General features: G+C 40.8%; 14 protein-coding genes. 13 read left to right on the top strand and 1 reads right to left on the bottom strand.

Features of this window, described 5'->3' with window-relative positions:
* The first annotated feature begins 102 nt into the window (after positions 1-102).
* From BGP78_RS05085 to BGP78_RS05035, 11 genes are all read left to right on the top strand, one after another.
* Positions 103-2220 (top strand): DUF1302 domain-containing protein, encoded by a 2118-nt coding sequence (locus BGP78_RS05085; protein ID WP_119860389.1) that lies wholly within the window; start codon positions 103-105, stop codon positions 2218-2220.
* Between the two features lie 11 nt (positions 2221-2231).
* On the top strand, positions 2232-3599 hold the full coding sequence (locus BGP78_RS05080) for a DUF1329 domain-containing protein (protein ID WP_119860388.1): 1368 nt from the start codon (positions 2232-2234) through the stop codon (positions 3597-3599).
* 97 nt (positions 3600-3696) lie between these two features.
* The gene (locus BGP78_RS05075; RefSeq protein WP_182912223.1) at positions 3697-4692 is read left to right on the top strand and encodes a YCF48-related protein; all 996 of its coding nucleotides are present in this window, start codon (positions 3697-3699) and stop codon (positions 4690-4692) included.
* On the top strand, positions 4692-7022 hold the full coding sequence (locus tag BGP78_RS05070) for an RND family transporter (protein WP_119860387.1): 2331 nt from the start codon (positions 4692-4694) through the stop codon (positions 7020-7022). The genes BGP78_RS05075 and BGP78_RS05070 overlap by 1 nt, the downstream gene beginning before the upstream one ends.
* 202 nt (positions 7023-7224) lie before the next feature.
* Positions 7225-12063 (top strand): NAD-glutamate dehydrogenase, encoded by a 4839-nt coding sequence (locus BGP78_RS05065; RefSeq protein ID WP_119860386.1) that lies wholly within the window; start codon positions 7225-7227, stop codon positions 12061-12063.
* Between the two features lie 98 nt (positions 12064-12161).
* On the top strand, positions 12162-13172 hold the full coding sequence (gene pyrD / locus BGP78_RS05060) for a quinone-dependent dihydroorotate dehydrogenase (protein WP_119860385.1): 1011 nt from the start codon (positions 12162-12164) through the stop codon (positions 13170-13172).
* Positions 13173-13294: 122 nt separating this feature from the next.
* Positions 13295-13825 carry a cell division protein ZapC domain-containing protein gene (locus tag BGP78_RS05055; protein ID WP_119860384.1) on the top strand — a complete coding sequence of 177 codons (531 nt, stop codon included), beginning with the start codon at positions 13295-13297 and terminating at the stop codon, positions 13823-13825.
* A gap of 68 nt (positions 13826-13893) precedes the next feature.
* Positions 13894-16005, top strand: coding sequence for a bifunctional 23S rRNA (guanine(2069)-N(7))-methyltransferase RlmK/23S rRNA (guanine(2445)-N(2))-methyltransferase RlmL (gene rlmKL / locus BGP78_RS05050; RefSeq protein WP_119860383.1), 2112 nt, complete (start codon positions 13894-13896; stop codon positions 16003-16005).
* Positions 15998-16228: a glutaredoxin family protein gene (locus BGP78_RS05045; protein WP_119860382.1), complete on the top strand. Its 231-nt coding sequence runs from the start codon at positions 15998-16000 to the stop codon at positions 16226-16228. The genes rlmKL and BGP78_RS05045 overlap by 8 nt, the downstream gene beginning before the upstream one ends.
* Before the next feature lies 1 nt (position 16229).
* Positions 16230-18158 carry an ABC transporter ATP-binding protein gene (locus BGP78_RS05040; RefSeq protein WP_119860381.1) on the top strand — a complete coding sequence of 643 codons (1929 nt, stop codon included), beginning with the start codon at positions 16230-16232 and terminating at the stop codon, positions 18156-18158.
* Positions 18159-18166: 8 nt separating this feature from the next.
* A complete protein-coding gene (locus BGP78_RS05035) occupies positions 18167-19918 on the top strand; it encodes a DUF3466 family protein (RefSeq protein WP_119860380.1) in 1752 nt (583 codons plus the stop codon).
* An 80-nt stretch (positions 19919-19998) separates the two neighbouring features.
* Here the strand turns inward: BGP78_RS05035 and BGP78_RS05030 are convergent, their stop codons facing one another.
* Positions 19999-20505, bottom strand: a complete 507-nt coding sequence (locus BGP78_RS05030; RefSeq protein WP_119860379.1) for a DUF2062 domain-containing protein — start codon at positions 20503-20505, stop codon at positions 19999-20001.
* Between the two features lie 165 nt (positions 20506-20670).
* Here BGP78_RS05030 and BGP78_RS05025 point away from each other — a divergent pair, with 165 nt between their 5' ends.
* Positions 20671-22767 (top strand): DNA internalization-related competence protein ComEC/Rec2, encoded by a 2097-nt coding sequence (locus tag BGP78_RS05025; protein WP_182912222.1) that lies wholly within the window; start codon positions 20671-20673, stop codon positions 22765-22767.
* A 111-nt stretch (positions 22768-22878) separates the two neighbouring features.
* Entirely contained in the window at positions 22879-24615 is a 1737-nt protein-coding gene (gene msbA / locus BGP78_RS05020; RefSeq protein ID WP_119860377.1) for a lipid A export permease/ATP-binding protein MsbA, read from the top strand.
* Positions 24616-24617: the final 2 nt, after the last annotated feature.

The following is a 24617-nucleotide window of genomic DNA, read 5'->3' as shown; positions in this document are numbered from 1 at the left end:
ATTGAACGCGTTCTATTTGTAATTTGACTTAATCGCTTCTATCGTTACGACAACAAAAAACAATAACTTGATTATAAAAACCCGCTTTAAGGGGGAGAAATAATGATAAAAAGATCGCTCTTTGTTAAAAACAAAATAATGCTCGGTCTTAGTGCTGCGGCGTTAACGCTAGGCAGCTCACCTTTGTTCGCTGCAAATTTTGAAGTTGGTGACTTTGAGATTACTTTCGACTCAACTTTTTCATACGGCCAAAGTATCCGTGTTGAGGATCGAGACTTCCAATATATTGGTAAAAGTAATCACCCAAGGTTTAACTGGGACGGTTACAACGCATTGACAGGTAATACTGTTTATTCATCTGCGGAGGTATGGGCAAATTCAGGCGCCTATTCAAACAATGGTGATGCGGGGAACTTGAACTTCGATTCAGGCGATACATTTTCGCAGCTTATAAAAGGGACTCATGACTTTGGTATTTCCAAAGACAATTACGGTTTTTTTTCTCGCTTTATGTATTTTTACGATTTTGCGATGGAAGATGGTGATTTCGCATATCGTAATCCGGTATCAGGAGGAAAAGTCGATCCGTGCGCGGATGACGATACTAAAAAGCAAGTGTGTTCTGACATTCGCTTGTTAGATGCGTTTGTATGGGCTGACTTTGACCTTAACGGTGGCAATAATCCATTATCAGTCCGATTAGGTCAACAAGTAGTGAATTGGGGGGAAAGCACCCTTATTTCTCATGGTATAAACGTTAACCCTGTTGATATTGACCGCTTGAAAGCGCCTGGCTCTGAATTAAAAGAAGCGTTTATTCCGGTTGGAATGCTTTGGGCATCGTTAGGGATCACTGAAAATATCACGCTGGAAGGCTTTTATCAGTACCAGTGGCATGAGACACGCTTACCGGCTTCTGGTAGTTATTTCTCTACCAACGATTTTGCGTCTGAAAACGGGTATGGCCAGAATATACAGTTAGGCTTCACTTCAAACCCTGATATTGATTTAATGCACTTAAGTGATTCATTGAATAATTTACAGGCTAACTGGTTGGGCGCATTAGCTTTACAAGGTTTAGATACGTCAGATCCAAATGTATTAAACAGCGCGTCAGCACAGTCTTTACTGGGCAATATGTATTTACAGTACCCAACAAAAGTTGCGTTAAAAGGCAAAGGAGATGCGGGGAAAGTAGAACCGAAAGACTCTGGTCAGTATGGTCTACGTTTAGGCATTTACTCTCCTGAACTAAATGACACTGAATTTGCACTGTATTACATTAACTACCATAGCCGCCGTCCATTAATATCAGGTAAAGCATCTGATTTTACAAACGCTGCGGTTGGCGCTGATCTGCAATATATCTCGCAAAATACCATCACAGAAGACAACATTACCAATCTAAAAGCGTTTACTCAGGGTCAGATTGCGTACCCTGAAGATATTAAGCTTTACGGTCTTAGTTTTAATACGGCGATAGGTGAGACGGCATTTGCTGGTGAGTTTACGTACCGTCAAGATGAGCCTCTTCAAATTGATGATGTAGAGTTACTGTATGCCGGTATGGTTGAGCAGCTAGCTTATGCAGGTCGTCGAGACGATTTTGCTGGTTTTTCACAGCTGAGCCAAGGCGATGCGGTGAGTTATGTGAATCCAGGGGAGATCGCACAAGGCTACGTATTGAAAGATACAATGCAGTTACAATTTACTGCAACTCACTTGTTTGGCCCAACTCTTGGTGCCGATAGCTGGGCAGTGGTAGGTGAAGTCGGTGGTGTGACAATTAAAGACATGCCGAGTTACGATGAATTGCGTTTGAATGTTGCAGGTACAGGCAGAAGTGGCACGATTGAAGGTTTAACAGGGCGCAGCTATGATCTTATTCACCAAGCGGTGTCTAATGGTCCTGAGGTTAATCCATTCCCGTCAGCTTCAGCATGGGGCTACCGACTCATCGCGAAGGGCGATTATAACAACTTATTTGCAGGGGTTAACTTCTCGCCAAGAGTCGTTTTTTCCCATGATGTAAATGGTATTACCCCTGATCCAATGTTTTTGTTTGTAGAAGATCGTAAATCGTTGGGTGTGACTATGAACTTCAACTATCAAAATGCATGGTCATTTGATTTTGGCTACAACACGTTCTGGGGTGGCGGTGCAACCAACACATTTGCAGACCGTGATTTTGTATCTTTCAATATTAAGTATTCAATTTAAGGGCTTTCAGTATGTTTAGAAAACCTACATTTATCGCCGCTACAATAATAGCAATGCTTTCAGCACCAAGTGCGATGGCAAAAATGTCGGCAGAAGAAGTAGCACGTTTAGGCGCAGATCTGACACCAATTGGTGCGCAAAAAGCAGGTAACGCTGATGGCTCTATCCCAGCTTGGTCTGGTGGGATCACGAAGCCTCCAGCTAATTACAAGCCAGGGATGCATCATCCAGATCCGTTTGCAAATGACAAAGTTTTATTTACGATTGATAAGTCAAATTTAGATAAATACAAGTCATTACTGAGCCCGGGTCAAGTTTCGCTCTTCGAGACTTACCCAGATACGTTTAAAATGAATGTGTATGAAACACGTCGAACGGCTGCTTATCCGCAATTTGTTTATGACGCAACCAAAAAATATGCATCTACCGCCGAGCTGATTGAAGGTGGTAACGGTATTAAAAATACCGCGATTGGGATCCCGTTTCCGGTGCCAAAAAATGGCCTAGAAGCAATCTGGAATCATTTATTAAGATATCGTGGTTTATCTATTGCTCGTTTTGGTGGACAGGCGATGCCGACAGAGTCGGGGTCTTATAATGTTATTGGGTTTGATGAAAAGTTATTGGTTAAATATTCAGATCCAAGTGCGACGCCTGATGAGCTTAGAGAATCTAACGTGCTGTTCAAGTTTAAGCAAAAAGTAACACAACCCGCTAGATTGGCAGGTACAGCTTTGCTTGTGCATGAAACAATGGACCAAATTTTGACACCACGTCAAGCTTGGACTTATAACACGGGTCAGCGTCGAGTTCGTCGCGCGCCAAATGTTGCTTACGATGCACCAGGAACTGCATCAGATAGTCTACGTACGACTGATGACTTTGATATGTTTAACGGCTCACCAAACCGTTACAATTGGACATTGAAAGGCAAACAAGAACTGTACATTCCATATAATAGCTATAAGTTGCATAGTGATAAGCTAAAGTATGAAGACATTCTTATGGCCGGTCATGTTAACCCCGAGCATGTGCGTTATGAAAAGCACCGTGTATGGGTGGTTGAAGCTAACTTAAAAGATGGAACGCGTCATATTTATAAAAAGCGTGTTTTCTACATCGACGAGGACAGCTGGCAAATTCACGTTGCCGATCTTTATGACAACAGAGATCAAATGTACCGAGTTGCTATGGCACATGGTTTAAACTACTACGATGTACCTACACATTGGAGTACATTAGATGTGTATCATGATCTTAACTCTCGTCGTTACCTAGCAATAGGGTTAGATAATGAAGAGAAAATGTATGACTTCAGCAAGTCGTTCCAAGATAATGAGTTTACACAAAGCGCATTACGTCGCGAAGGTAAGCGTTAATATAGCGTTACTTCCATTTTGCCAATAGCCCTTGGGCTATTGGCATTTCATATCTAGGCGAACTCTCGCCGTTCATATAGCATTTTGAGTAGTCAGCATGATTAAAAAAACCATTGCTAGTATATTTATGCTGTTTGTAATTTCTGCAAATAGTTATGCCGTACCAGAGGCCGCACTTCAAGTTCAATCTCCTGAAAAGACCTTATTTACTGATATTACATACAATGGGTCTAGTTTAATTGCTGTAGGTAAACATGGCGCGATTATAACAAGTTCGGATGGTAACGCATGGCAGCAATCAAGTGTGCCAGTGCAAGTATTATTAACAGCAGTTACCTCATTAAGTGCAAAATTATCGTGGGCATGTGGTCATGATGGCACTATTTTATTCAGTCACGATGACGGCCGAAATTGGGAAGTTCAACAGTATGCACCTGATATGGGTAAGCCGTGCTTAGACATCGAATTTAAAGACGCAGAGAATGGCTATGCTATTGGCGCATATGGCATGTTTTATAGCACCCATGATGGTGGTAAAACCTGGCATAAAAAGTTTATTAATGAATTTGTACATCCAGATGACAAAGAATATTTGGCGCAATTAAAAGAAGAAGATATTGCCGCTTACGAAGAAGAAACCCAGTTTATCCTGCCACATTTTAATCGACTCTTACTGTTAGAAGGCAAACAGGTTTTAGTCGGTGAAATGGGGCTTGTTGCATTCAGCGATGATGATGGAAAATCATGGCAGAGGCTAGAGGAGTTTTACCCTGGATCATTTTTTACGGTTGTTCAGCATACAGGTAACCAGCTTATTGTTGCGGGATTAAGAGGGAATGCCTTTGTTGCTGATATTGACACGCTTGATTTCCAGTCATTGTCAATTGACACAACAGCGACAATTAATTCTATTGTGCATGTAGGAGCACAAGCTTATTTGTTAGCCAATAGTGGTTTTATTTTCAAATATGGTACACAGGTAACGCAATCGCAACTTGAAAGTGGCCACTCTGTAATGGCTGCGGTAAAGCTGAATGATAAATTGTTCATGGCAACAGAGAAAGGATTAGTAGCTTGGGAGGTAGGGCAGTAATGCAAGCTATATTAAGTAAACTTGAATATATGGTGTTTCGACATAGATTGATAGTGGTTGTATTGTTTTGCTTGCTTACGGCAGTGCTGGGCTACAAAGCGACTCACATTCAACTCGATGCCTCATTTAATAAAAATATTCCGCTGCAGCACGAGTATATGCAGCTGTATTTAAAACATGAAAAGCAGTTTGGTGGTGCTAATAGTATTTTACTTTCTGTCTGTGATGAAAGTGGCGATATTTTTAATGCTGATTTTTTCGCCCAGCTTAAGGCGGTTCATGATCAGCTGTATTTCATCCCCGGTGTGAATCGACCATTAGTGAACTCTATATTTTCGCCAAGTGCGCGTTTTGTCGAGGTTGTAGAAGATGGTTTTGCGGGGGGGCCTATAATTCCTGCCAACTTTTCCCCAACAGAGCAAGGTTTGGCGACTGTAAAGCAAAATATTGAAAAAGCGAATGTCGTGGGCAGAATGATTGCCAGTGATTATAGTTGTGCAATGGTGTCGGCTCAATTAATGGAAATTGATCCGCAAACGCAACAAAAGTTAGACACATTGGCGTTTGCTGAAAAGCTAGAAGATGAGATCAGAAAGCCACTGAGCACTGAGTCAGTATCTATCCATATCATTGGCTTTGCAAAAATGGCTGGCGATATTGCAGATGGTGCAAAAGGGGTGGTGTTCTTTTTTGCCTTAGCTATTGCGTTTACGTTTATCATGGTTTGGTTGTTCTGTAAGAGTTTTAAGTTAACCCTGTTACCAATAGCGTGCTCATTTATTGCCGTTGTGTGGCAACTAGGGCTGTTATCTGCACTGGGCTTTGGCTTAGATCCTATGTCTATTCTTGTGCCATTTTTGGTGTTCGCTATTGGCGTGAGTCATGGCGTACAGATGATCAATGCAATTGGTAAAAAGGTTGCTGAAGGGGTTTCAAGTAAAGTGGCAGCGCAAGCAAGCTTTAAGGCTTTGTTGATCCCCGGGGGAATTGCACTACTCTCGGATACAGTCGGCTTTTTGACTTTGTTAGCCATTGATATTGGTATTATTCGCGAACTAGCTATTACTGCGAGTTTAGGTGTGGCGGTTATTATATTTACTAATTTGGTGTTGCTCCCTATTTTGGCTTCGTACTTCAATTCAAGCAAAATAAAGCGGGTAGATGATGGTAATAGTCGGTCTAATAAGGCATTTACTATGGTGCGCGAGTGCTTGGTGAAGGCCACAGATAAAAAGTGGGCACGCGTTATATTGTTTGTGTCGGCTATTTTATTTGCGTTTGGCTATTGGCAGTCTCAGAGTATGCGTATCGGAGATTTACATGCTGGCGCACCTGCGCTTCATCAAGATGCACAGTATAATCAAGATACGTTCTTAATTTCTGATAGGTATGCCATTTCATCAGATATACTGAAGGTCATTGTAGAGGCTTACCCTGCAGCGTGTACTGAATATGACACCATGGAGCGTATTAGTCGCTTTCAATGGCGGGTAGAGAACTTAGCTGGTGTACAATCAGCGGTATCGCTGTCTTCTGTTGCACAAGCAGTGAATACGGGTTACAACGAGGGTAATCTAAAGTGGCAGACACTGCCTAGAAATAGCGCGTCTTTGGTACAAGCTACATCTCGCGTTGAGACCAGTACCGGTTTATTGAACGGCGACTGCTCTGTGATGCCAGTGATCATCTTCATGCAAGACCACAAAGCAGAGACAATTGATCATGTAATCTCAAACATAAAGCTATTCGCACAGGAAGAGGGCACAGATAAGGTGGCCTTTAAACTTGCGTCGGGGCCAATTGGTGTTATGGCTGCAACCAATGAATCTGTTGCAGCGGCTCAGTTACCTATGATGATTTATGTTTATGGTGCGGTGATTATTTTATGTTTGGTCAGTTTTAGAAGTGTTAAAGCCACTATTGCTGTGGTATTACCGCTTTATATTGTTTCGACATTAGCACAAGCACTTATGGTTAAACTGGAGATTGGACTGACGGTGTCTACACTTCCGGTTATTGCATTGGGTGTAGGTATTGGCGTTGATTATGGTATTTATATATTGTCGTCAATGATGGGCCAATTAAAGCAAGGTGTGCCATTGACAGCAGCTTATCGAAACGCATTAGCTGAGCGAGGCAGTGCAGTGTTATTCACGGGAATTACATTAGCAATTGGTGTGAGTACCTGGATATTCTCCGCACTGAAGTTTCAAGTTGATATGGGCATATTATTAACCTTCATGTTTTTGGTTAATATGCTGGGTGCCGTGCTGTTATTACCGGCTATTGGGACGCTACTGTGGACCGACCAGAAAAAAAACTGTGAATAATTGTGCTTTAGAATGGCCATGATTGGCCATTTATATCTATATTTTGTGAATAGATGAGCAAATAGCTGAAAAGGCTCAAATGTTTTCATCGAAAAAGCTGTTTATTAGCGCCAGAAAGGTTAAAATTCATTTGACTCCACGCTAATAAATGGCTGTACAAATAATCTACCGTTCAAAGGTGGTATAGATTAAGGAACACATAATGACACAAAATGAAGGTTCAGCATCGGTTATTCTTGATAACGTCTGCAAGTTGATTCATAAGAAAGTTCATGCCGAAAACGTGTCACTCGTTGAAACATTCGCCAAAGCCTTGTACAGCAACATGTCTAAAGAGGATTTGGCCAATCGTAACGACAGTGACCTATATGGTGCCGCACTTAGTCTTTGGAACTCTCTAGAACAAAAGACTTCGGATGATGCTGTCATTCGTGTTTTTAATCCAGAAGTCGCGAAAGATGGATGGCAGTCGTCACACACGATTGTTGAGATCATAGCTAAAGACATGCCTTTCTTGGTTGATTCAGTTCGCATGGCATTAAGCCGCGAAAATATAGTATCTCACCTGTTACTCCATTGCCCTTTGAAAATAAAGCGCAGTGACAATGGGCAAATCAGCGACCTTACGAACTTAAAAACAGAACAAGAACTTACTTCGACTAAAACCGTTTTCTTTATTGAAATAGACCGTCAAACGGATGAAACAATCATAGAATCTTTTAAAACAGAACTAGAGTCAGTATTAAAAGACGTCTCGGTTGCTGTAGCGGATTGGTTGGCTATTCGAGAAAGGTTAGTTGCGGTTAGTAATGAATTACCGACAAGGGATTCGGATTGCAGCAAAGCCGAAATTAATGAGACGGTTGAGTTTCTCGATTGGTTAGTACGCGATAATTTTACCTTTATGGGTTATCGCCAATACGATTTATGCCCAGTGCAAGGGGATCATGAATTAAAACCTGTTTCAGGAACGAGTCTTGGTTTGATGAAAAACTCATCATCGGAAGGCAGTCGCCTTTTGTCTGAATTGCCAGAAGTTGCGCGCAAAGAAGCGCGTAGTAAAAACTTACTGATTTTGACTAAAACCAATTCATTATCCCGTGTTCACCGTCCTGCCTATGTTGATTATGTTGGCATTAAACGATTTGACGACAAAGGCAATGTTATTGGTGAAGACCGTTTCATCGGTTTGTTTTCATCAAGCTTCTATAATAACAGTGCCGCAGATGTGCCGGTTTTAAAATCAAAGATTAACCGCATAATGCAAATGTGTGATTTTGCTCAAGGCACTCACGCATATAAAGCGGTATTGAATATTCTAGAAACATACCCTCGTGATGAGCTCGTGCAGGCTCGTGAAGCAGAATTGCTTGAAGTTGCGATGGGGGTGTTACAAATTCAAGAACGCGATATGTGTCGCTTATTTGTTCGTAAAGACATATATGGCCGTTTCTTGTCGTGCATGGTGTATGTTCCTCGTGAGCGTTATAACACAGCACTTCGTCGTGAAACTCAGCAACTTTTAGCAAATGCGTTTCAGTCTTCTGAAAAGGTTGAGTTCACAACTTATTTCTCCGAGTCTACGCTTGCACGAACGCATTACACCGTGCGCGTAGCTGACAACAACATTGAATATAACGTGAAAGACATCGAAAACAACTTGGTTGAAGCCGCTCGTACGTGGGAAGACAAACTACAAGGTGCACTGCTTGAAAGTGCCGGTGAGTCTAGAGGTAATGAATTAAATCGTAAATATGCGAGTGCGTTCCCACACGCTTATAAAGATCAAGTATTACCAAGTGCTGCGGTAGTAGATATTGAAAAGCTTGAGCAATTAGATGATGAACATAAGCTTGAAATGCTATTTTATCGTCCACAAGAAGAAGCAAACTCACAAATTGTACGCTTAAGCTTATTCCATAAAGATGAGCCAATTCATCTTTCTGATGTTATGCCAATGCTTGAAAACTTTGGTTTACGCGTTATCGGTGAAACACCGTATGCAGTTAAAACTAATGATGGTCGAGTTAACTGGATCATGGATTTCTCAATGTTGTTGGATAGCAAAGGGGTTGCTGATTTTGATAAAGTATCAGCACGCTTCAGAGCTGCATTGACCAATGTATGGAATAACACCCTAGAAAACGATGGTTTTAACCGTTTAGTTCTATTAGGGGGCTTAACCGGCCGTGAAGCGTCTATTTTGAGAGCGTATGCAAAGTACATGCGTCAAATTGGTGTGACATTCTCACAAACTTACATTGAAAGCACATTTGATAACTACCCAAATATTGCGGCAAAGATTGTTGAGCTATTCACGAAAAAGTTCACTCCAGTAAAACCAGCTTCAGAGAAAACACTAGAGAAGCTCATTGCAGGCATTTATGAAGAACTAGAAAATGTTGCAAACTTGGATGATGACAGAATCATTCGTTTGTACGTTGATATGATCAATGCCACTTTACGTACAAACTTCTTCCAAAAAGAAGCGAGTGGCGATAATAAGTCATATGTCTCATTTAAGATCAAATCAAGTGGCATTCCTGATATGCCATTACCACTTCCAGCATTTGAGATCTTTGTTTATTCACCTCGTATTGAAGGTGTACATTTACGTGGCGGCAAAGTTGCTCGTGGTGGCCTGCGTTGGTCTGACCGTCGTGAAGACTTCCGTACTGAAGTACTTGGCTTAGTTAAAGCACAGCAAGTTAAAAATACGGTGATAGTGCCAGTCGGCTCAAAAGGTGGTTTTGTATGTAAGCAGCTACCAAGTGAGCGAGAAGCGTTCTTCAAAGAAGGTCAAGCATGTTATAAAATCTTTATACGTGGTTTGTTGGATATCACAGATAACATTATTCATGGTGATATTGTGCCACCGATTGATGTGGTTCGTCATGATGAAGATGACCCATATTTGGTGGTTGCGGCAGATAAAGGCACAGCCACATTCTCTGATATCGCTAATGGCATTGCCGATGACTATAACTTCTGGTTAGGAGATGCGTTTGCATCTGGCGGATCAATTGGTTATGACCATAAAAAAATGGGTATTACAGCAAAAGGTGCGTGGGAGTCTGTAAAGCGTCACTTCCGTGAAATGGGGATTGATTGTCAAACAACTGATTTCACAGCTGTAGCCATTGGCGACATGGCGGGCGATGTATTTGGTAATGGTATGCTTGCGTCTAAGCATATTCGTTTACAAGCTGCCTTTAACCATATGCATATCTTTATTGACCCAACGCCTGATGCGGCATCTTCATACGTAGAACGTGACCGCTTATTTGCTTTACCACGCTCTTCTTGGGAAGACTACGATAAGTCTTTAATTTCTGCTGGTGGTGGTATTTTCTCTCGCGCAGCCAAGTCAATTACACTGACACCAGAAATGAAGAAAATGGTTGGCACGAAAAAAGCCAGCATGACGCCAAATGAACTGATCAAAGCATTGCTTATGATGCCATCGGATCTTCTTTGGAATGGTGGTATTGGTACGTACATCAAGCATAGCAGCGAAACTAGCACAGATGTGGGCGATCGCGCGAATGATGCGCTACGCATAAACGGTTCTGAGCTAGGTACTAAAGTGTTTGGTGAAGGAGGTAACTTAGGTGCGACTCAACTTGGACGTATTGAGTTTGCAGCCAAAGGCGGCCGTATTAACACGGACTTCATCGATAATGTAGGTGGTGTTGCGTGTTCAGATAACGAAGTTAATATTAAGATTTTACTTAATGGCTTGGTTGCTGAAGGAGATTTAACGCAGAAACAGCGCGATGAGCTACTGTATTCAATGACTGACGAAGTATCTGAGTTGGTACTTGCAGATTGTTACCGTCAAACGCATACCTTATCGATTACTAAATCTAAAGGCCCTGCAACGCTTAAAGAGAAAGTCCGCTTTATTCATGCGTTAGAAAAAGACGGCAAGCTTGATCGTAATATTGAGTTTTTACCAACAGATGAAGAGTTAGCAGAGCGTGCAGCAGCCGGTAAAGATTTAACTCGCCCTGAGTTGTCAGTGTTAGTTTCTTATTCAAAAATGGTGCTTAAAGAGTCTTTAGTTGTTGATGAAGTATCGGAAAATCCGTATTACCGTCAATTACTAGTTACTTCGTTCCCAGTGCCACTTCGCGACAAATTTAATACTGCAATGGATAATCATCCACTACGCAAAGAAATTATTGCCACTAAGTTAGCGAACAATATCGTCAATGATATGGGCCTAAACTTTATGGTACGCATGAATGAAGAGACAGGTGCCACAGACAGTGAAATCGCACTGTGTTACTCAATTGCAAGTGCTATTTTTGAAATGAGTGATACTTGGTCGTCTATTGCTGCGCTAGATAATAAAATCCCTGCTTCAGTGCAAACAGAGATGCTATATCAATTGCGTAGAACGGTTCGTAGAGCAACACGTTGGTTCTTACGCCATCGAAATAAAGCGATGACGATTGAACAAACTATTGAGTTCTTTACTCCAACGTTTAAAGATGTCAGTGCGAACTTAAATAGTTACATGATTGAAGAAGAGAAAGAGACTATTTCAGCGAAAGCGGCTGAATTAGAAGCACAAGGCGTACCAGCTGACATAGCATTACGTATCGTGTCTTTATCTAGCTTGTTCTCAGTGATGGATCTTGCAGAAGTTGCTGATAACTCGAAACGTAAGATTGACGTCGTATCGAATACTTACTTTAAACTTGGTTCGAGCATGGGCCTTCATTGGTTCTTAGATCAAATTACCGCTCAGCCAGTAGCAAACCATTGGCAAGCGCTTGCACGTGCTTCATATCGTGAAGAGCTGGATTGGCAGCAACGTTCGTTATCAGAAGTTGTGTTAAATAGCTTCGAAGGTGATGACCATGATGTGAATGCACTAGTTGAGCAGTGGATGGACAGTCAGTCTTCGTTGTTACACCGTTGGCAACAAATGCTATTAGAGTTTAAGACTTCGCAAAGCCATGATTTTGCTAAGTTCTCGGTTGCATTACGTGAATTGATGTTATTAAGTCATAACTGTGATACTTCCAAATAAATTATAATTCGTTAAAATACCCCGGCCTTGCTGGGGTATTTTTTTATCTGCTGTTTATGCGGCAGACTTGTGTTACTTAGGATCTTTTAGGAGTTTTCATGTTTTACGATATTGCACGACGTTATATGTTTAGCCGCGATGCTGAATGGGCCCACGACTTTGCATTAAATAACTTACGTCGTTTTGCAAATACACCACTGAGTGCTGCGTGGTCTCAAACAGTGGCTGATAAGCCAGTGAACTTCTTAGGACTTGATTTTAAAAACCCGGTTGGATTGGCTGCCGGATTAGACAAAAACGCAGAGTGCATAGATGCGTTTGGACAAATGGGCTTTGGTTTTCTTGAAGTTGGTACGGTGACGCCAAGGCCTCAAGCTGGAAACGATAAGCCACGTATTTTTAGGCTTCCTGATGCACATGCGGTTATTAATCGTATGGGATTTAATAATAAAGGCGTCGATAACTTAGTTAATAATGTAAAAGCGGCAAAGTATTCTGGGATCTTAGGGATCAATATAGGAAAAAATAAAGATACACCGAATGAACAGGGCAAAGATGATTACATCCACTGTATGCGTAAAGTATTCGAACACGCGTCATATATTACGGTGAACATTTCATCGCCTAACACGCCAGGTTTACGTGACCTTCAATACGGAGATGCACTCGATGATTTGCTTGAAAGCTTGAAGAATGAGCAAATGGATTTAATTGCAAAACACAATAAGTCAGTGCCTATGCTTGTTAAAATAGCGCCTGATATTGACGCGGTGCAAGTTGCTCAAATTGCTGAATCTCTTACAAAAAATCGCATCGATGGCGTGATTGCCACCAACACGACACTGGAGCGCACTGCGGTTCAAGGTATGCAGTATGCCGAAGAAGCCGGTGGATTATCGGGTCGTCCAGTTCGAGAAAAGTCGACGTTTGTTGTTGATGAGTTGAGACGCATTACCGACGGTAAATTACCAATAATTGGCGTTGGTGGCATTGATTCAGCAGAATCTGCAAAAGAGAAACTTTCTGCTGGAGCAGATTTGGTTCAGGTATATACGGGCTTTATATATGAAGGTCCAGGGCTGGTGAAAAGGATCGTTGACGGGTTATAAGGATCCGTTATATAACAAAATGATCCTAAACAAATTGTTATTATAAAAAATTTCACAGTTTAGGTTTTTTAGTTATACTCCCATCTACTATTAAATAATCATAAATAGTTGGTGGGAGTCGTATTGTGCAAGCATCTAAAGAATGGCAATGGCAGTTATGTAGCCACCGAAATCGCTTGCTCGTAGACCTAGGTGAAGACCTCAGTTTATGTACCCCATTCAGACAGCGTCAGCTGACTCAAGATATTGTTCATAGCCCAAACTTTAGCCTAAATGAAGCTGGCTACTATCAAAATGTATTTGCCTACCTATGTAAATTCGCGGTGTGGAGTGAAGCGCAATGTTGTCAAATTGCACTGAATGCAACCGCTGCCAAGTTTTATTTATTGCCAGTACAAGCAAAGAGTTGGTTTTTTCATCCTTATCAAGGGGGGGAAGCATGTACCGAGGCGATTATCAGCTTACATTCGAAAACTCAAACGGGTGAATTTTTTATCGTTGAGTATTGTGAAGAATCGTCACTTTGCATTAATTTGACCGCGAACTTCAAACTTGATGAGCATTTAGAGCTTGAGCAATTTCAAGCCATTAAAGTGTTAAACGACAGGATCCATCCGTTAGTGATCGCCGATAAAATTATCAAATCAGCGTAATCCTGTTACTCCTCCTCACGTTAACCTATGTTATACTCGCTTCCAATTGAATACATAGGGTTAGCACATTGCAATTTATCGCACTTACATCTATCGGCATAGAGCACTTATTAGCTGAAGAATTAGAACAAGCAGGCGTGACACTGGGTAAACAAAGTGTCGGTTCGGTCCGATTTGAAACGGATAATAGCACCGCGCAAAGAATTTGTATGATGACGCGCTTTGCCACTCGGATCATGCTTTTAATTGATGAAAGTGAAGAGATATCTAATAAAGATGCGCTCTATAAATTTGCACGCTTTCAAGCTTGGCAAGATTGGTTCGGACCAACGCAAACATTTGCGATTGAGTTTAATGGTACCAACACAGAGCTAAAGAACACACAATTTTCAGGCTTAGTGATTAAAGATGGTGTAGTAGACTATTTTAATGACTTATATGAACAGCGGCCTAATGTTGATAAATCTGAGCCAAATATTCGTATTATAGCGAAACTTAATCGCAACAAATGCGCGTTATATATTGATTATTCTGGACCTCGTTTATCTGACCGTGGTTACAGAACTAAGCAGGGTAAAGCGCCTATTCGTGAGCACTTAGCTGCCGCATTAGTTAAGCGTAGTGGTTGGTTAGATGACATTACGCAACCTTTATTTGATCCATGTTGTGGTTCGGGTACGCTGCTGATTGAAGCCGCGGGTATGGCAAATAACGCGCCAACGAATACTGAACGTGAATTTGCGTTTAAGCGTTTACCAAGCTTTCGAAAAGCGAAGTTTGATATAGTCAAAGCTGAACTTAAAGAACAGCAGCAAGATAATAACTTATGGCTAATTGGTTCAGATATTGACAGTAAACTCGTTGAAGTGGCCGAGCAAAATGCTGGTCGTGCTGGTGTGAGTAACACGATTAAGTTTAAGCAAGGTGATGCGAATCAATTGAAAAGCATTGCCAAACGTCCGGGTGTTGTGATCAGTAACTTACCTTACGGTGAGCGTATTGGTTCAATGGCTGAGTTAGTCAATTTACACCGTAATATGGGTGTGGCATTTAAAAAATACTTTCCTAACTGGAAGCTGGCTTTATTAGGAACAGACGATAGTTTGTTTAAACTATTGAAATTGTCGCGAGAAAAACGTTATAAATTTAAGAATGGTCCATTAGATGCTGAGTTTAATTTATATGAATTAAATGAGCGCCAAGTGAATCAGAATGAACGTGCGACAGGGCTGAACTATGAAGGGTCAAGCGCGTTCGCAAACCGAGTAAAAAAGAACAAGCAAGCATTAAAGTCGTGGCTTAAAAAAGAGCAGGTATCAGCTTATCGCGTTTATGACGCAGATATCCCTGAATATAACGTGGCTGTAGATGTGTACAATGACTGTGCTGTGATTTTTGAGTATGCTGCGCCAAAAGAAATTGAAGATGATGTAGCGCAAAAACGTTTACAGGATGTGATCACACTCACGGCACAGCAACTCAATATAGAACCTGAGAATATTGCCGTAAAAGTGAGAAAACGCCAGAAAGGTGAAGCACAATATACGTCAATGGATAAGCAGAATCGCTTTGAGATCGTGGAAGAGTTCGGCGCTAAGTTTAAAGTAAACTTGTTTGATTACCTTGATACTGGGTTATTTTTGGATCACCGTCTTGCACGTCGCTATATTCAAGAGAACGCCAATGGTAAACGTGTGCTTAATTTATTTGCATATACCGGCTCTGTGTCGGTTCATGCAGCTTTGGGGGGTGCTAAAGCGGTTACAACTGTTGATATGTCAAAAACGTATTTAAAATGGGCAGAAGAAAACTTTGCACTTAATGAGTTGAAAAATACTCGTTTTAGGTTTGAACAGGCTGATTGTTTGAAATGGTTGGAGTATGCTCAAGGGCAGTATGATCTGATCTTCTTAGATCCACCTACATTTTCTAATTCAAAGAGAATGAAAGAAGCATTTGACGTACAGCGTGACCATATCCAGTTATTCACTTGGATAAAAAATATATTGAGTCCCAATGGCACACTTGTTTTCTCTAATAATAAACGTGGCTTTAAAATGGATGAAGTTGCGCTGATTGGATTAGGACTTAAAGCTGAAAATATTTCAGAAAAAACACTCTCACCAGATTTTAAGCGTAACAAACAAATTCACAATAGCTGGTTAATCACACATGGCTAGGTTTGTTTTATACCATACCGATGGTTGTCATCTTTGTGAGCAAGCTTATTCGCTTGCTCTACAAACTTTACCTGCCAGTGATATCGAAGAAATTGATATCACGAGCAATGAAGCTTTGATGCAAAGTTATCAAACAACTATTCCGGTATTCGAGCGCAAAAGCGATCATGTACAGTTATCATGGCCTTTTGAACTATCTCAAATTCAACAACTCGTAGAATAATATGGATTTAATAAGAATAGCCAAAGCGCAATTGGCGTTTGGAACTCACCCTTTGCTAGATAATGCCGACGCAATTATTGAAGCGGGTGAGAGAGTATGTATTGTCGGCAGGAATGGCGCTGGTAAATCAACACTGTTAAAAGTACTAGATGGTGAAGTTGTACTTGATGATGGTGAAATTAATCGTGTTGGTGAGCTTAAAATCTCACGATTAGAACAGGATCCACCGAAAGGTGCTGAAGGCCCTGTATTTGATTATGTAGCCAGTGGTTTGCCTGATATCGCAAACCTACTGATTGAGTTTAATCAGGTCAATGAAACATTACAAACGGATCAATCTCAAGCCCAACTCAATAAACTTGAGCGATTATCAACTAAAATCGAAGCGGCTGATGCATGGCGTTTTGAAAGCCGTATTCAAGCGGTATTAAGCCAGCTTGAATTAACGGGTGATATGCGTTTAGAAAAGTTGTCAGGCGGATGGTTACGTAAAGTAGCGCTTGCGAAGGCGTTGGTCTGTGAACCCGATTTACTTCTCCTTGATGAGCCAACGAACCACTTAGACATGAACAGTGTGATTTGGTTAGAGCAGTTTTTGAAAGAGTTTAAAGGTGGCATTGTCTTTATATCGCATGACAGGGCATTTATTCGTGCTGTAGCGACCCGTATATTAGACCTAGACCGAGGCAAGTTAATTTCTTACCCGGGCGATTATGCGACCTACTTAGAACAGAAAGCGCATGACCTCAAAGTCGAAGAAACGCAAAATGCACTCTTTGATAAAAAACTAGCGGAAGAAGAAGCATGGATCCGACAGGGGATCAAAGCGCGAAGAACGCGTAATGAAGGTCGTGTTAGGGCGCTTAAATCACTACGAACTGAGCGCAAACAGCGTATCGAACAAGTGGGCAAAACAGACTTTAACATCGAAACTGCCGATCGTTCAGGTAAGTTGGTCTTTGAAGCGCAACATGTTGACCATGCCTTTAAAGATAAGGTGATCACCAAAGACTTCTCTACCTTGGTGATGCGAGGCGACAGAGTCGGGCTTGTTGGCCCCAATGGTGTGGGTAAAACAACACTGCTCAAGTTGCTTTTTGGTAACTTAGATGCAGATCAGGGTAAAATTAAACAAGGCGTGAATCTAGAAGTTGCTTATTTTGATCAATATAGAGAGAAACTAGATGAAAATGCGACGGTACAAGATAACGTTGCAGAAGGTAAGCAAGAAGTTATGATGGGTGGCCGAAGCCGTCATGTGTTGGGTTATCTACAAGACTTTTTGTTTCCGCCAGCCAGAGCAAGAACGCCAGTAAAGGCATTGTCAGGTGGCGAAAAAAATAGACTCTTATTGGCAAAGTTATTTCTTAAGCCCTCAAATATTTTGGTTTTGGATGAGCCAACCAATGATCTCGATATTGAAACGCTAGAACTATTAGAAGAGATTATAAATCAATATCAAGGCACAATATTAATAGTAAGCCACGATAGGGAATTTATTGATAACACGTGTAATAGTGTTTGGGCTTTTGAAGGCAAAGGTGTGATCACGGAAATTGTCGGTGGGTATAGTGACTATGAACAGTATGTTGCCCATCGAGCTGCCCAGGCCAAAGAGTTAGAAAAGCTTGATAAGCAAAAAACGCAGAAGAATGAAAAGTTAAATACAAAGCCAGCCCCGCAATCGAGTAACAAAAATACTAAGTTAAGTTACAAATTAAAACTTGAATTAGAAGAGTTGCCCAGTAAAGTAGAGTCACTTGAGCTTGCATTAGAAGCACAGCAAGAAATTGTTAACTCTGCCGATTTTTTCAAGCAAGATGCAGAAACAACGCAAGCCGCGTTGAACCATTTAGCTGACCTTGAGTCGAAGCTTGAAACCTCGTTTGAGCGTTGGGAAGAACTTGAAGCATTACAGAATCAGTATTAAGGAATAAAATGAAGCACACTTTAATAGCAGCGGGCATTTTTGCTGGCTTGAGTGGCCAGGCTTTGGCTGCCACATATCAACTTACAGAATTACCAAGGCATAATGGCGCAGCTAACACAATCATTTCAGATGCGAATGAAAATGGTAAGGTTATTGGGACTGCATCACATATTTATAATTTGCCTATTGATGTAAGTTATATTGATTTCGATGATTCACGTATTAAAAACGCTTATGACGCTGAAAAGCGAAGATATGAGTTAATTGATGAAACAATCACATTTACACTAGAAGATGTTCAAAATGGCGCTACTGCAACAAATGCAGACGCTAATGTGTTTATGATTGGCTTTCTAAGTGGTTTGAGTGGGTCATCTGAATATCAAAAACTTGAAGATCGTATTGGTATATCGTTTGATGCAGAGTTTGCTGATGAGCAAGTTTTATTTGACGTTCAAAGTCCGGACTACGATTCATTAACCCGGTCGGTAAGAAATTATTTAACTGCAATTAGCGACGATGGCGTTATTGTTGGGTGGGGCTCTGCACCTTTTTTAAAAACACAGTTTACGCCAAAAGATGAAACTGAGGAAGATACCTTTTTTGTAAGAGATTGGGGTACGCGTGGTATAGTAATCACGCCATCGGGTGAAAAAGTAACATTAGAGCCTTCGTTCACCGAGCATGGTGGGGCTAGTATTGCTACTGACATTAAACGTATGGCAGATGGTAGTTATCATGTAGTGGGCTATGCAAGTGTAGGGATTATCCAGCGTCGTCAAGATGATTTTGATGATAGATGCAAAGGCGAAACAACTCCTATACAAGCCTGTGTGTGGGCGGAGGAGCGAAGAGCTACAAACTTAAATGGTTCGTCATCTTTTTATGACTTACGTGCATACCAGTGGACGCTTGATGATAATTTTATTGTCACCGGTGCAGAAGAGATTGGGGTAGGTGCAGTTCGAAGGGACGATGAAGAGAGTAACATTTATAGTGTTGCTATGGCGACGAATAACGCCGGTATTACGGTGGGTTACTCGATAGCGAGATATGATGACAAGATAAATTCATTGGTTGTTCCTGGATACTTTCAGGACGGTCAATTTACGGATATCTCTGAAAAAGATGAGTGGTATAAAACGGGTAAAGCTGTTGATGTAAATAATAGTAACGTGATTGTAGGGTATCGAGCCAAGTCGAGCCAAGGATCACCATTTGATACTGTTGGTTTTTACTATGACATGACGACTCAGAAAATTAATGATATTCCAACTTACTTTACGGGCTCAGAGACCGCTATTAATGACATAAATAATACGGGTTATGTCGTTGGTCAAGGTGAAGTTGAAAAAAGTGGTACAAATCGTCGAAGAGAAGGGTTTTTATATAAATTAGGTGACGAAAGCATTGTTAACATTAATTCACTATTACCGTGTAAAGATGCGAATGGCGATGCTTACCCTTATACGATAGCTGAAGCGATCAAAATAACAGACTCAAATACGATTTATGCTATTGCTGTTAAGACAGAAGAGCGTCGTAACAGACTTGGAGAGGTCGAAACCGACAGCAAAGGTGAAGTTGAATATGAGTCGGTAACTGTCCCTGTTATGTTGACTCCGATAAGTGGTGAAGTAGAAGACTGTACACCACCTGAGGCTGAAACTTACGAACGTCAGTCTGGTACTGCGTATTGGCTTAGTTTACTGTCTATGCCGTTTATATGGCTAAGACGCAAAAAGAAAATGTCGATATAGCATATAGTGACCCAACCTAGTATGGGTCATAAAGCAAAAAAAAGGCTCATTGGAGCCTTTTTTTTGCTTTATGAAAAGTATTATTTGTTACGTGCTTCCCACGCTTTATAGACAGAGCGACGCCATAAAAAATCTATACTAAAATAACCTAATATTGCGGCGATTGAAGCACAGATCAGTGAGCCAACCATAAATGCGGGGCCAATTGTTGCTATGCTTTGGACTAACCATTCCCAACTTGCTTCAAAATGAAATGGCTGAGTTTCTTGTCCAAGTGCAAATACCCCAACAATATAGGAGCAATAAAAAATAGGAGGCATTGTTAGTGGGTTAGTAAGCCATACTAAAGCAACGGAAAGTGGCAAATTTACGCGAAATGGAATTGCGAATGCTGCTGCTAATATCATTTGAAAAGGAACAGGGATGAATGCGAAAAATAAACCAACCGAAAAAGCACCTCGTGCAGAGCGCCGATTTAAATGCCATAGGTTCGCATCATGTAACCAACGGCCAAAAATCTTCAAGGATTTTTGTTCTTTAATTTTATTGTGATCAGGTAAAAAGCGTTGAATCGTTTTTTTAGCCATAGCAAGCAACCGTATACTTCAATTTTTATGTGTTGGGGATTTCTATTCGGCTGTATCATCACCGTATTTTTTTACAAAACATGGCAGTTTTATAGCTGTATTGTCTTCCTCACGATTTTGTCCCGTTATTTTAAGCGGTTTCTGCCCGTATTGTTAGGGTTTATTGTGTCTATTTTCAATGTTATTGGTCATCACAGCTTATTTTACACATTTAACACTGAAAATATGACATTTAATGAGGAGGTATTCATTGTTGGTAAGATACAGCGAGTGTTAGGGGGGCAACCTACAAATTATGTTCAAGTACGCTTGTCCCAAGTAGGTGATATGCACTACGGACCTTTAGTGAAGCCATTGGCTAACTTAGCCATTAAAAATACAGGTTTCGATATTCAAACTGGTTTAAAATTAACAGGTAACGCCAAATTAAGGTTGTTTCGAGGACGAAAAAACTTTTCAGGCTTTGATAGTGAACTTTACGCTTTTAAAAATAAAATAATATTTAAAGGACGAATTAACAGCTATCAGTTGTTGGGGCCGCAAGATGAAAGCGCATATCATGAATATAGGCATTTTATATGGCGCACATTTGGATCCTTAGAACTTAACTGGTTTTACTATACATTGCTGACTGGCGATAAAAGTAAGATTGAAGATAACGACAGGGAGGTAATGCGAACACTTGGTTTGAGTCATTTGATGGCAATTTCTGGGTTACATATAGGGATCGTGTTTGCGATCTCATTTTGGATAAGCAAATTTGCGTCTTGGGTGGTTCTTAGTATTACAAGAAACGACCAGGTACAGCGATACCATTTGAGAATGTTTTACGCGTTAGCTGGGCTAGTGATTGCGTTTATGTACGTCTATTTAAGCGGTATGAGCGTATCTGCTATAAGAGCTTATAGCATGATTTTATTAGCTACATTAGTGTACTTTTTGAAAAGGAATATAAGCAAACCTAGGTTATTGCTTATCGCTGCAAGCTTAACTTTATTACTAGACCCGTTTGTGCTGTTAAATGTTGGGTGGTATTTCTCATTTATTGCGGTCACCGCTATTTTTATTTCCGTTGTGCATTATCAGACTGATTTTATAACACCTATGAGTTGGTTGTTTCGGTTAATCAAAGTGCAGTTTTACATTGGTATTTTGCTAGCGCCCCTAAGCATCTTTATTTTTCAAGGTGTTAGTTTGGCGGGTTTATTTACTAACTTAGTTGCAATTCCTTTGCTGACGTTTGTTATTTTTCCTTTTATCCTGTTGGGTGTTGCGCTTTCTTATCTCGTAAACATAACCAGCGCTTTAGCGCGGTTCGATGGGTTATTTAATTGGCTATTACAAAGTGCTATAGAGGTATTAGGCTCAAATGGCTGGTGGAATAGTGGGAAAATTGAATTAATTACTTTGCTATTTATCTACAGTGTATTCATATTTTTGCTTTTTGACCCCATAAGAAAGTTGGTTTGGTGGCCAATCGTATTATATGGAGTTTACAGGTTGACGCTCATTCAGCCACGTTGGGAGATAGATGTTTTTGATGTCGGGCATGGCACGTCGGTATTAGTCAGCAGTCAAGGAAAAGGGCTTCTCTACGATTTAGGGGCTAAGTACTTTAATAAATACGCCATTTTTGAACATGTGGTTCAGCCGCATATTGTAGCAAATGACATAGAGTTGGCTTACACAATACTAAGTCATCAAGATAAAGACCATATTGGAGGGGTTGAGGAGCTTTATAGGTTTGACCGGTTTGAATCTTTGGCGGAGTTTCATAAAGGTAATACCCACAGCCATTGTGAGTTGAAATCTTTACAGCTTAACACCGTATTTGTTGAGACCTTATGGCCTATGTTTGATTTAGGCTCTAAAAATAATAACTCTTGCGTTGTTAAAATAAGTGACGGTAAGTTTTCTCTTTTGTTACCTGGAGACATTGAGCGTAAAGCTGAATTTAAGCTAATAGAGCAGTATCCTCTTGGCAAGCTAACTAGCACGATTCTGCTTGCTCCGCATCATGGCAGTAAAACATCGTCATCTGATGAGTTCATTCGGGCAGTAAACCCCGAAATTGCCATCTATTCGCGTAGTTATCACTCCCAATGGAAACTCCCTCATTCCGAGGTTGTCGATAGGTATAGAGAGTCAGATGTAGTCCAACTAGATACAGCCATCAATGGCCATATTAATATAAAGGTGTTTGATGATGAATTAGTGCTCAGTAAGGCTCGAACTGCCAAGGAATTTTGGTTTCTTAGGTAATATTTTATCGAATACAGAGTACATCGGCGATTAATTTAAGTTGGGCATTTTGTTTTATTAGTATGACAAGTACAATACCTTGTTTTGTAGAAAAAGATTGGAAGAAAGTATATGCAAATGAGCGCGAAGCAAATTTATAAACGTTTGCTGGCTTACACGTTTGAGTATAAAGCGGTTGCCATATGTGCCGTTATTGGGATGCTTGGATATGCCGCAATGGATGCGCTATTTGTTCGCTTAATGCAACCATTTATAGATGAAGGTTTGAGTGACAGAAATGTGGACATACTGTCTTGGGCACCGATTGTTGTAATAGCATTGGTACTTGGTCGCGGTATTTTCAATTATATGGCATCGTATTGTCTGACCTATGTAGGTTCGCAAGTCGTTAGGCAGCTTAGACAAGAATTATATGAACATATGCTGTACTTGCCTGTTTCATTTCATGATAAACATTCCAATGGTGAGCTGATATCAAAGATCACGTTCGATACTGAGCAAGTTCAACAAGCGATCACACGTGCACTACAAGTTATGATCCGAGAAGGCGCTTTTGTTATTTTTCTACTTGTGGTTATGTTCCGCTCAAGTTGGCAGTTATCGTCGGTTTTTTTAATTATTATTCCTGTTGTCGCACTGATTGTTACCCTTGTTTCTAAACGTTTTCGTAAAATATCGAAAAATATTCAAGATGCAATGGGAGAAGTCACCCGCGGATCTGAGCAAATGCTTGCTGGCCATAAAGTTATTCATGGCTTTGGTGGGCAAAAAAAAGAAATCGATAAATTCTCAATTGTGAATAATAGAAACAGACAGCAAAGAGTTAAAATGGATGCGACACGTGCATTAAGTGTTTCTGTTATTCAAATACTGGCTGCAAGCGCAATGGCGCTTATTCTAGCGATCATTGCCATGCCTTCGATGATTGATACTATCAGCGCAGGGGCATTTGTTTCACTATTGACATCGATGATGATGATGTTGAGGCCATTAAAGCAATTGGCGAACGTGAATAGCGATTTACAACGCGGGATCTCTGCAGCGCAAAGTATTTTTGAAATTTTAGATACACAGACAGAAAAAGACACGGGCACGGTTTCGCTTGATAAAGCAAACGGCCAGTTGGAAATTAAAGACGTAACGTTTTGTTATCCTACAAAAGACGTCCCTGTTATAAAATCGCTTAATTTACACGTGACTGCGGGTGAAAGTATTGCCCTAGTTGGGCGCTCTGGCTCTGGCAAGTCAACATTATCAAACTTATTGCCTCGTTATTATGATATTGAGCAAGGGTCTATTAAGCTTGATGGTGTAGACATCAAGTCACTCTCTTTACAGGACTTGAGAAGGCAGTTTGCTGTCGTTTCACAGCAAGTTGTATTGTTCAATGATACCATTGCCAATAATATTATGTACGGATTAGAAACACTATTGTCTTCTGACGAGTTAAAGTCTGTTGCACAACAAGCACATGTTTGGGAGTTTATTAAAGATCTCCCTGACGGGTTAGATACAATGGTTGGAGAGAATGGCGTTATGCTCTCTGGTGGGCAGCGTCAACGACTGGCAATAGCTCGCGCCATAGTTAAAGATGCACCTATCCTTATTTTAGATGAGGCAACGTCAGCGCTCGATACTGAGTCAGAGCGGTTAATACAAGATGCACTCGATAATTTAATGCAAAATAAAACGTCTATTGTGATAGCACATCGACTCTCAACAATCGAAAAGTCAGATAAAATTTATGTTGTGGAGCAAGGCGAAATTGTTGAACAAGGCACTCATCAAAGCTTATTGGCCCAGCAAGGGGCTTATGCGGCGTTGTGCAAAATGCAGTATGGTGAATAAGT

It is taken from the genome of Pseudoalteromonas sp. MSK9-3 (assembly GCF_003590335.1).
In the GTDB taxonomy this organism is placed as follows: domain Bacteria; phylum Pseudomonadota; class Gammaproteobacteria; order Enterobacterales; family Alteromonadaceae; genus Pseudoalteromonas.
This window is presented reverse-complemented; position numbering and strand designations above follow the sequence as displayed.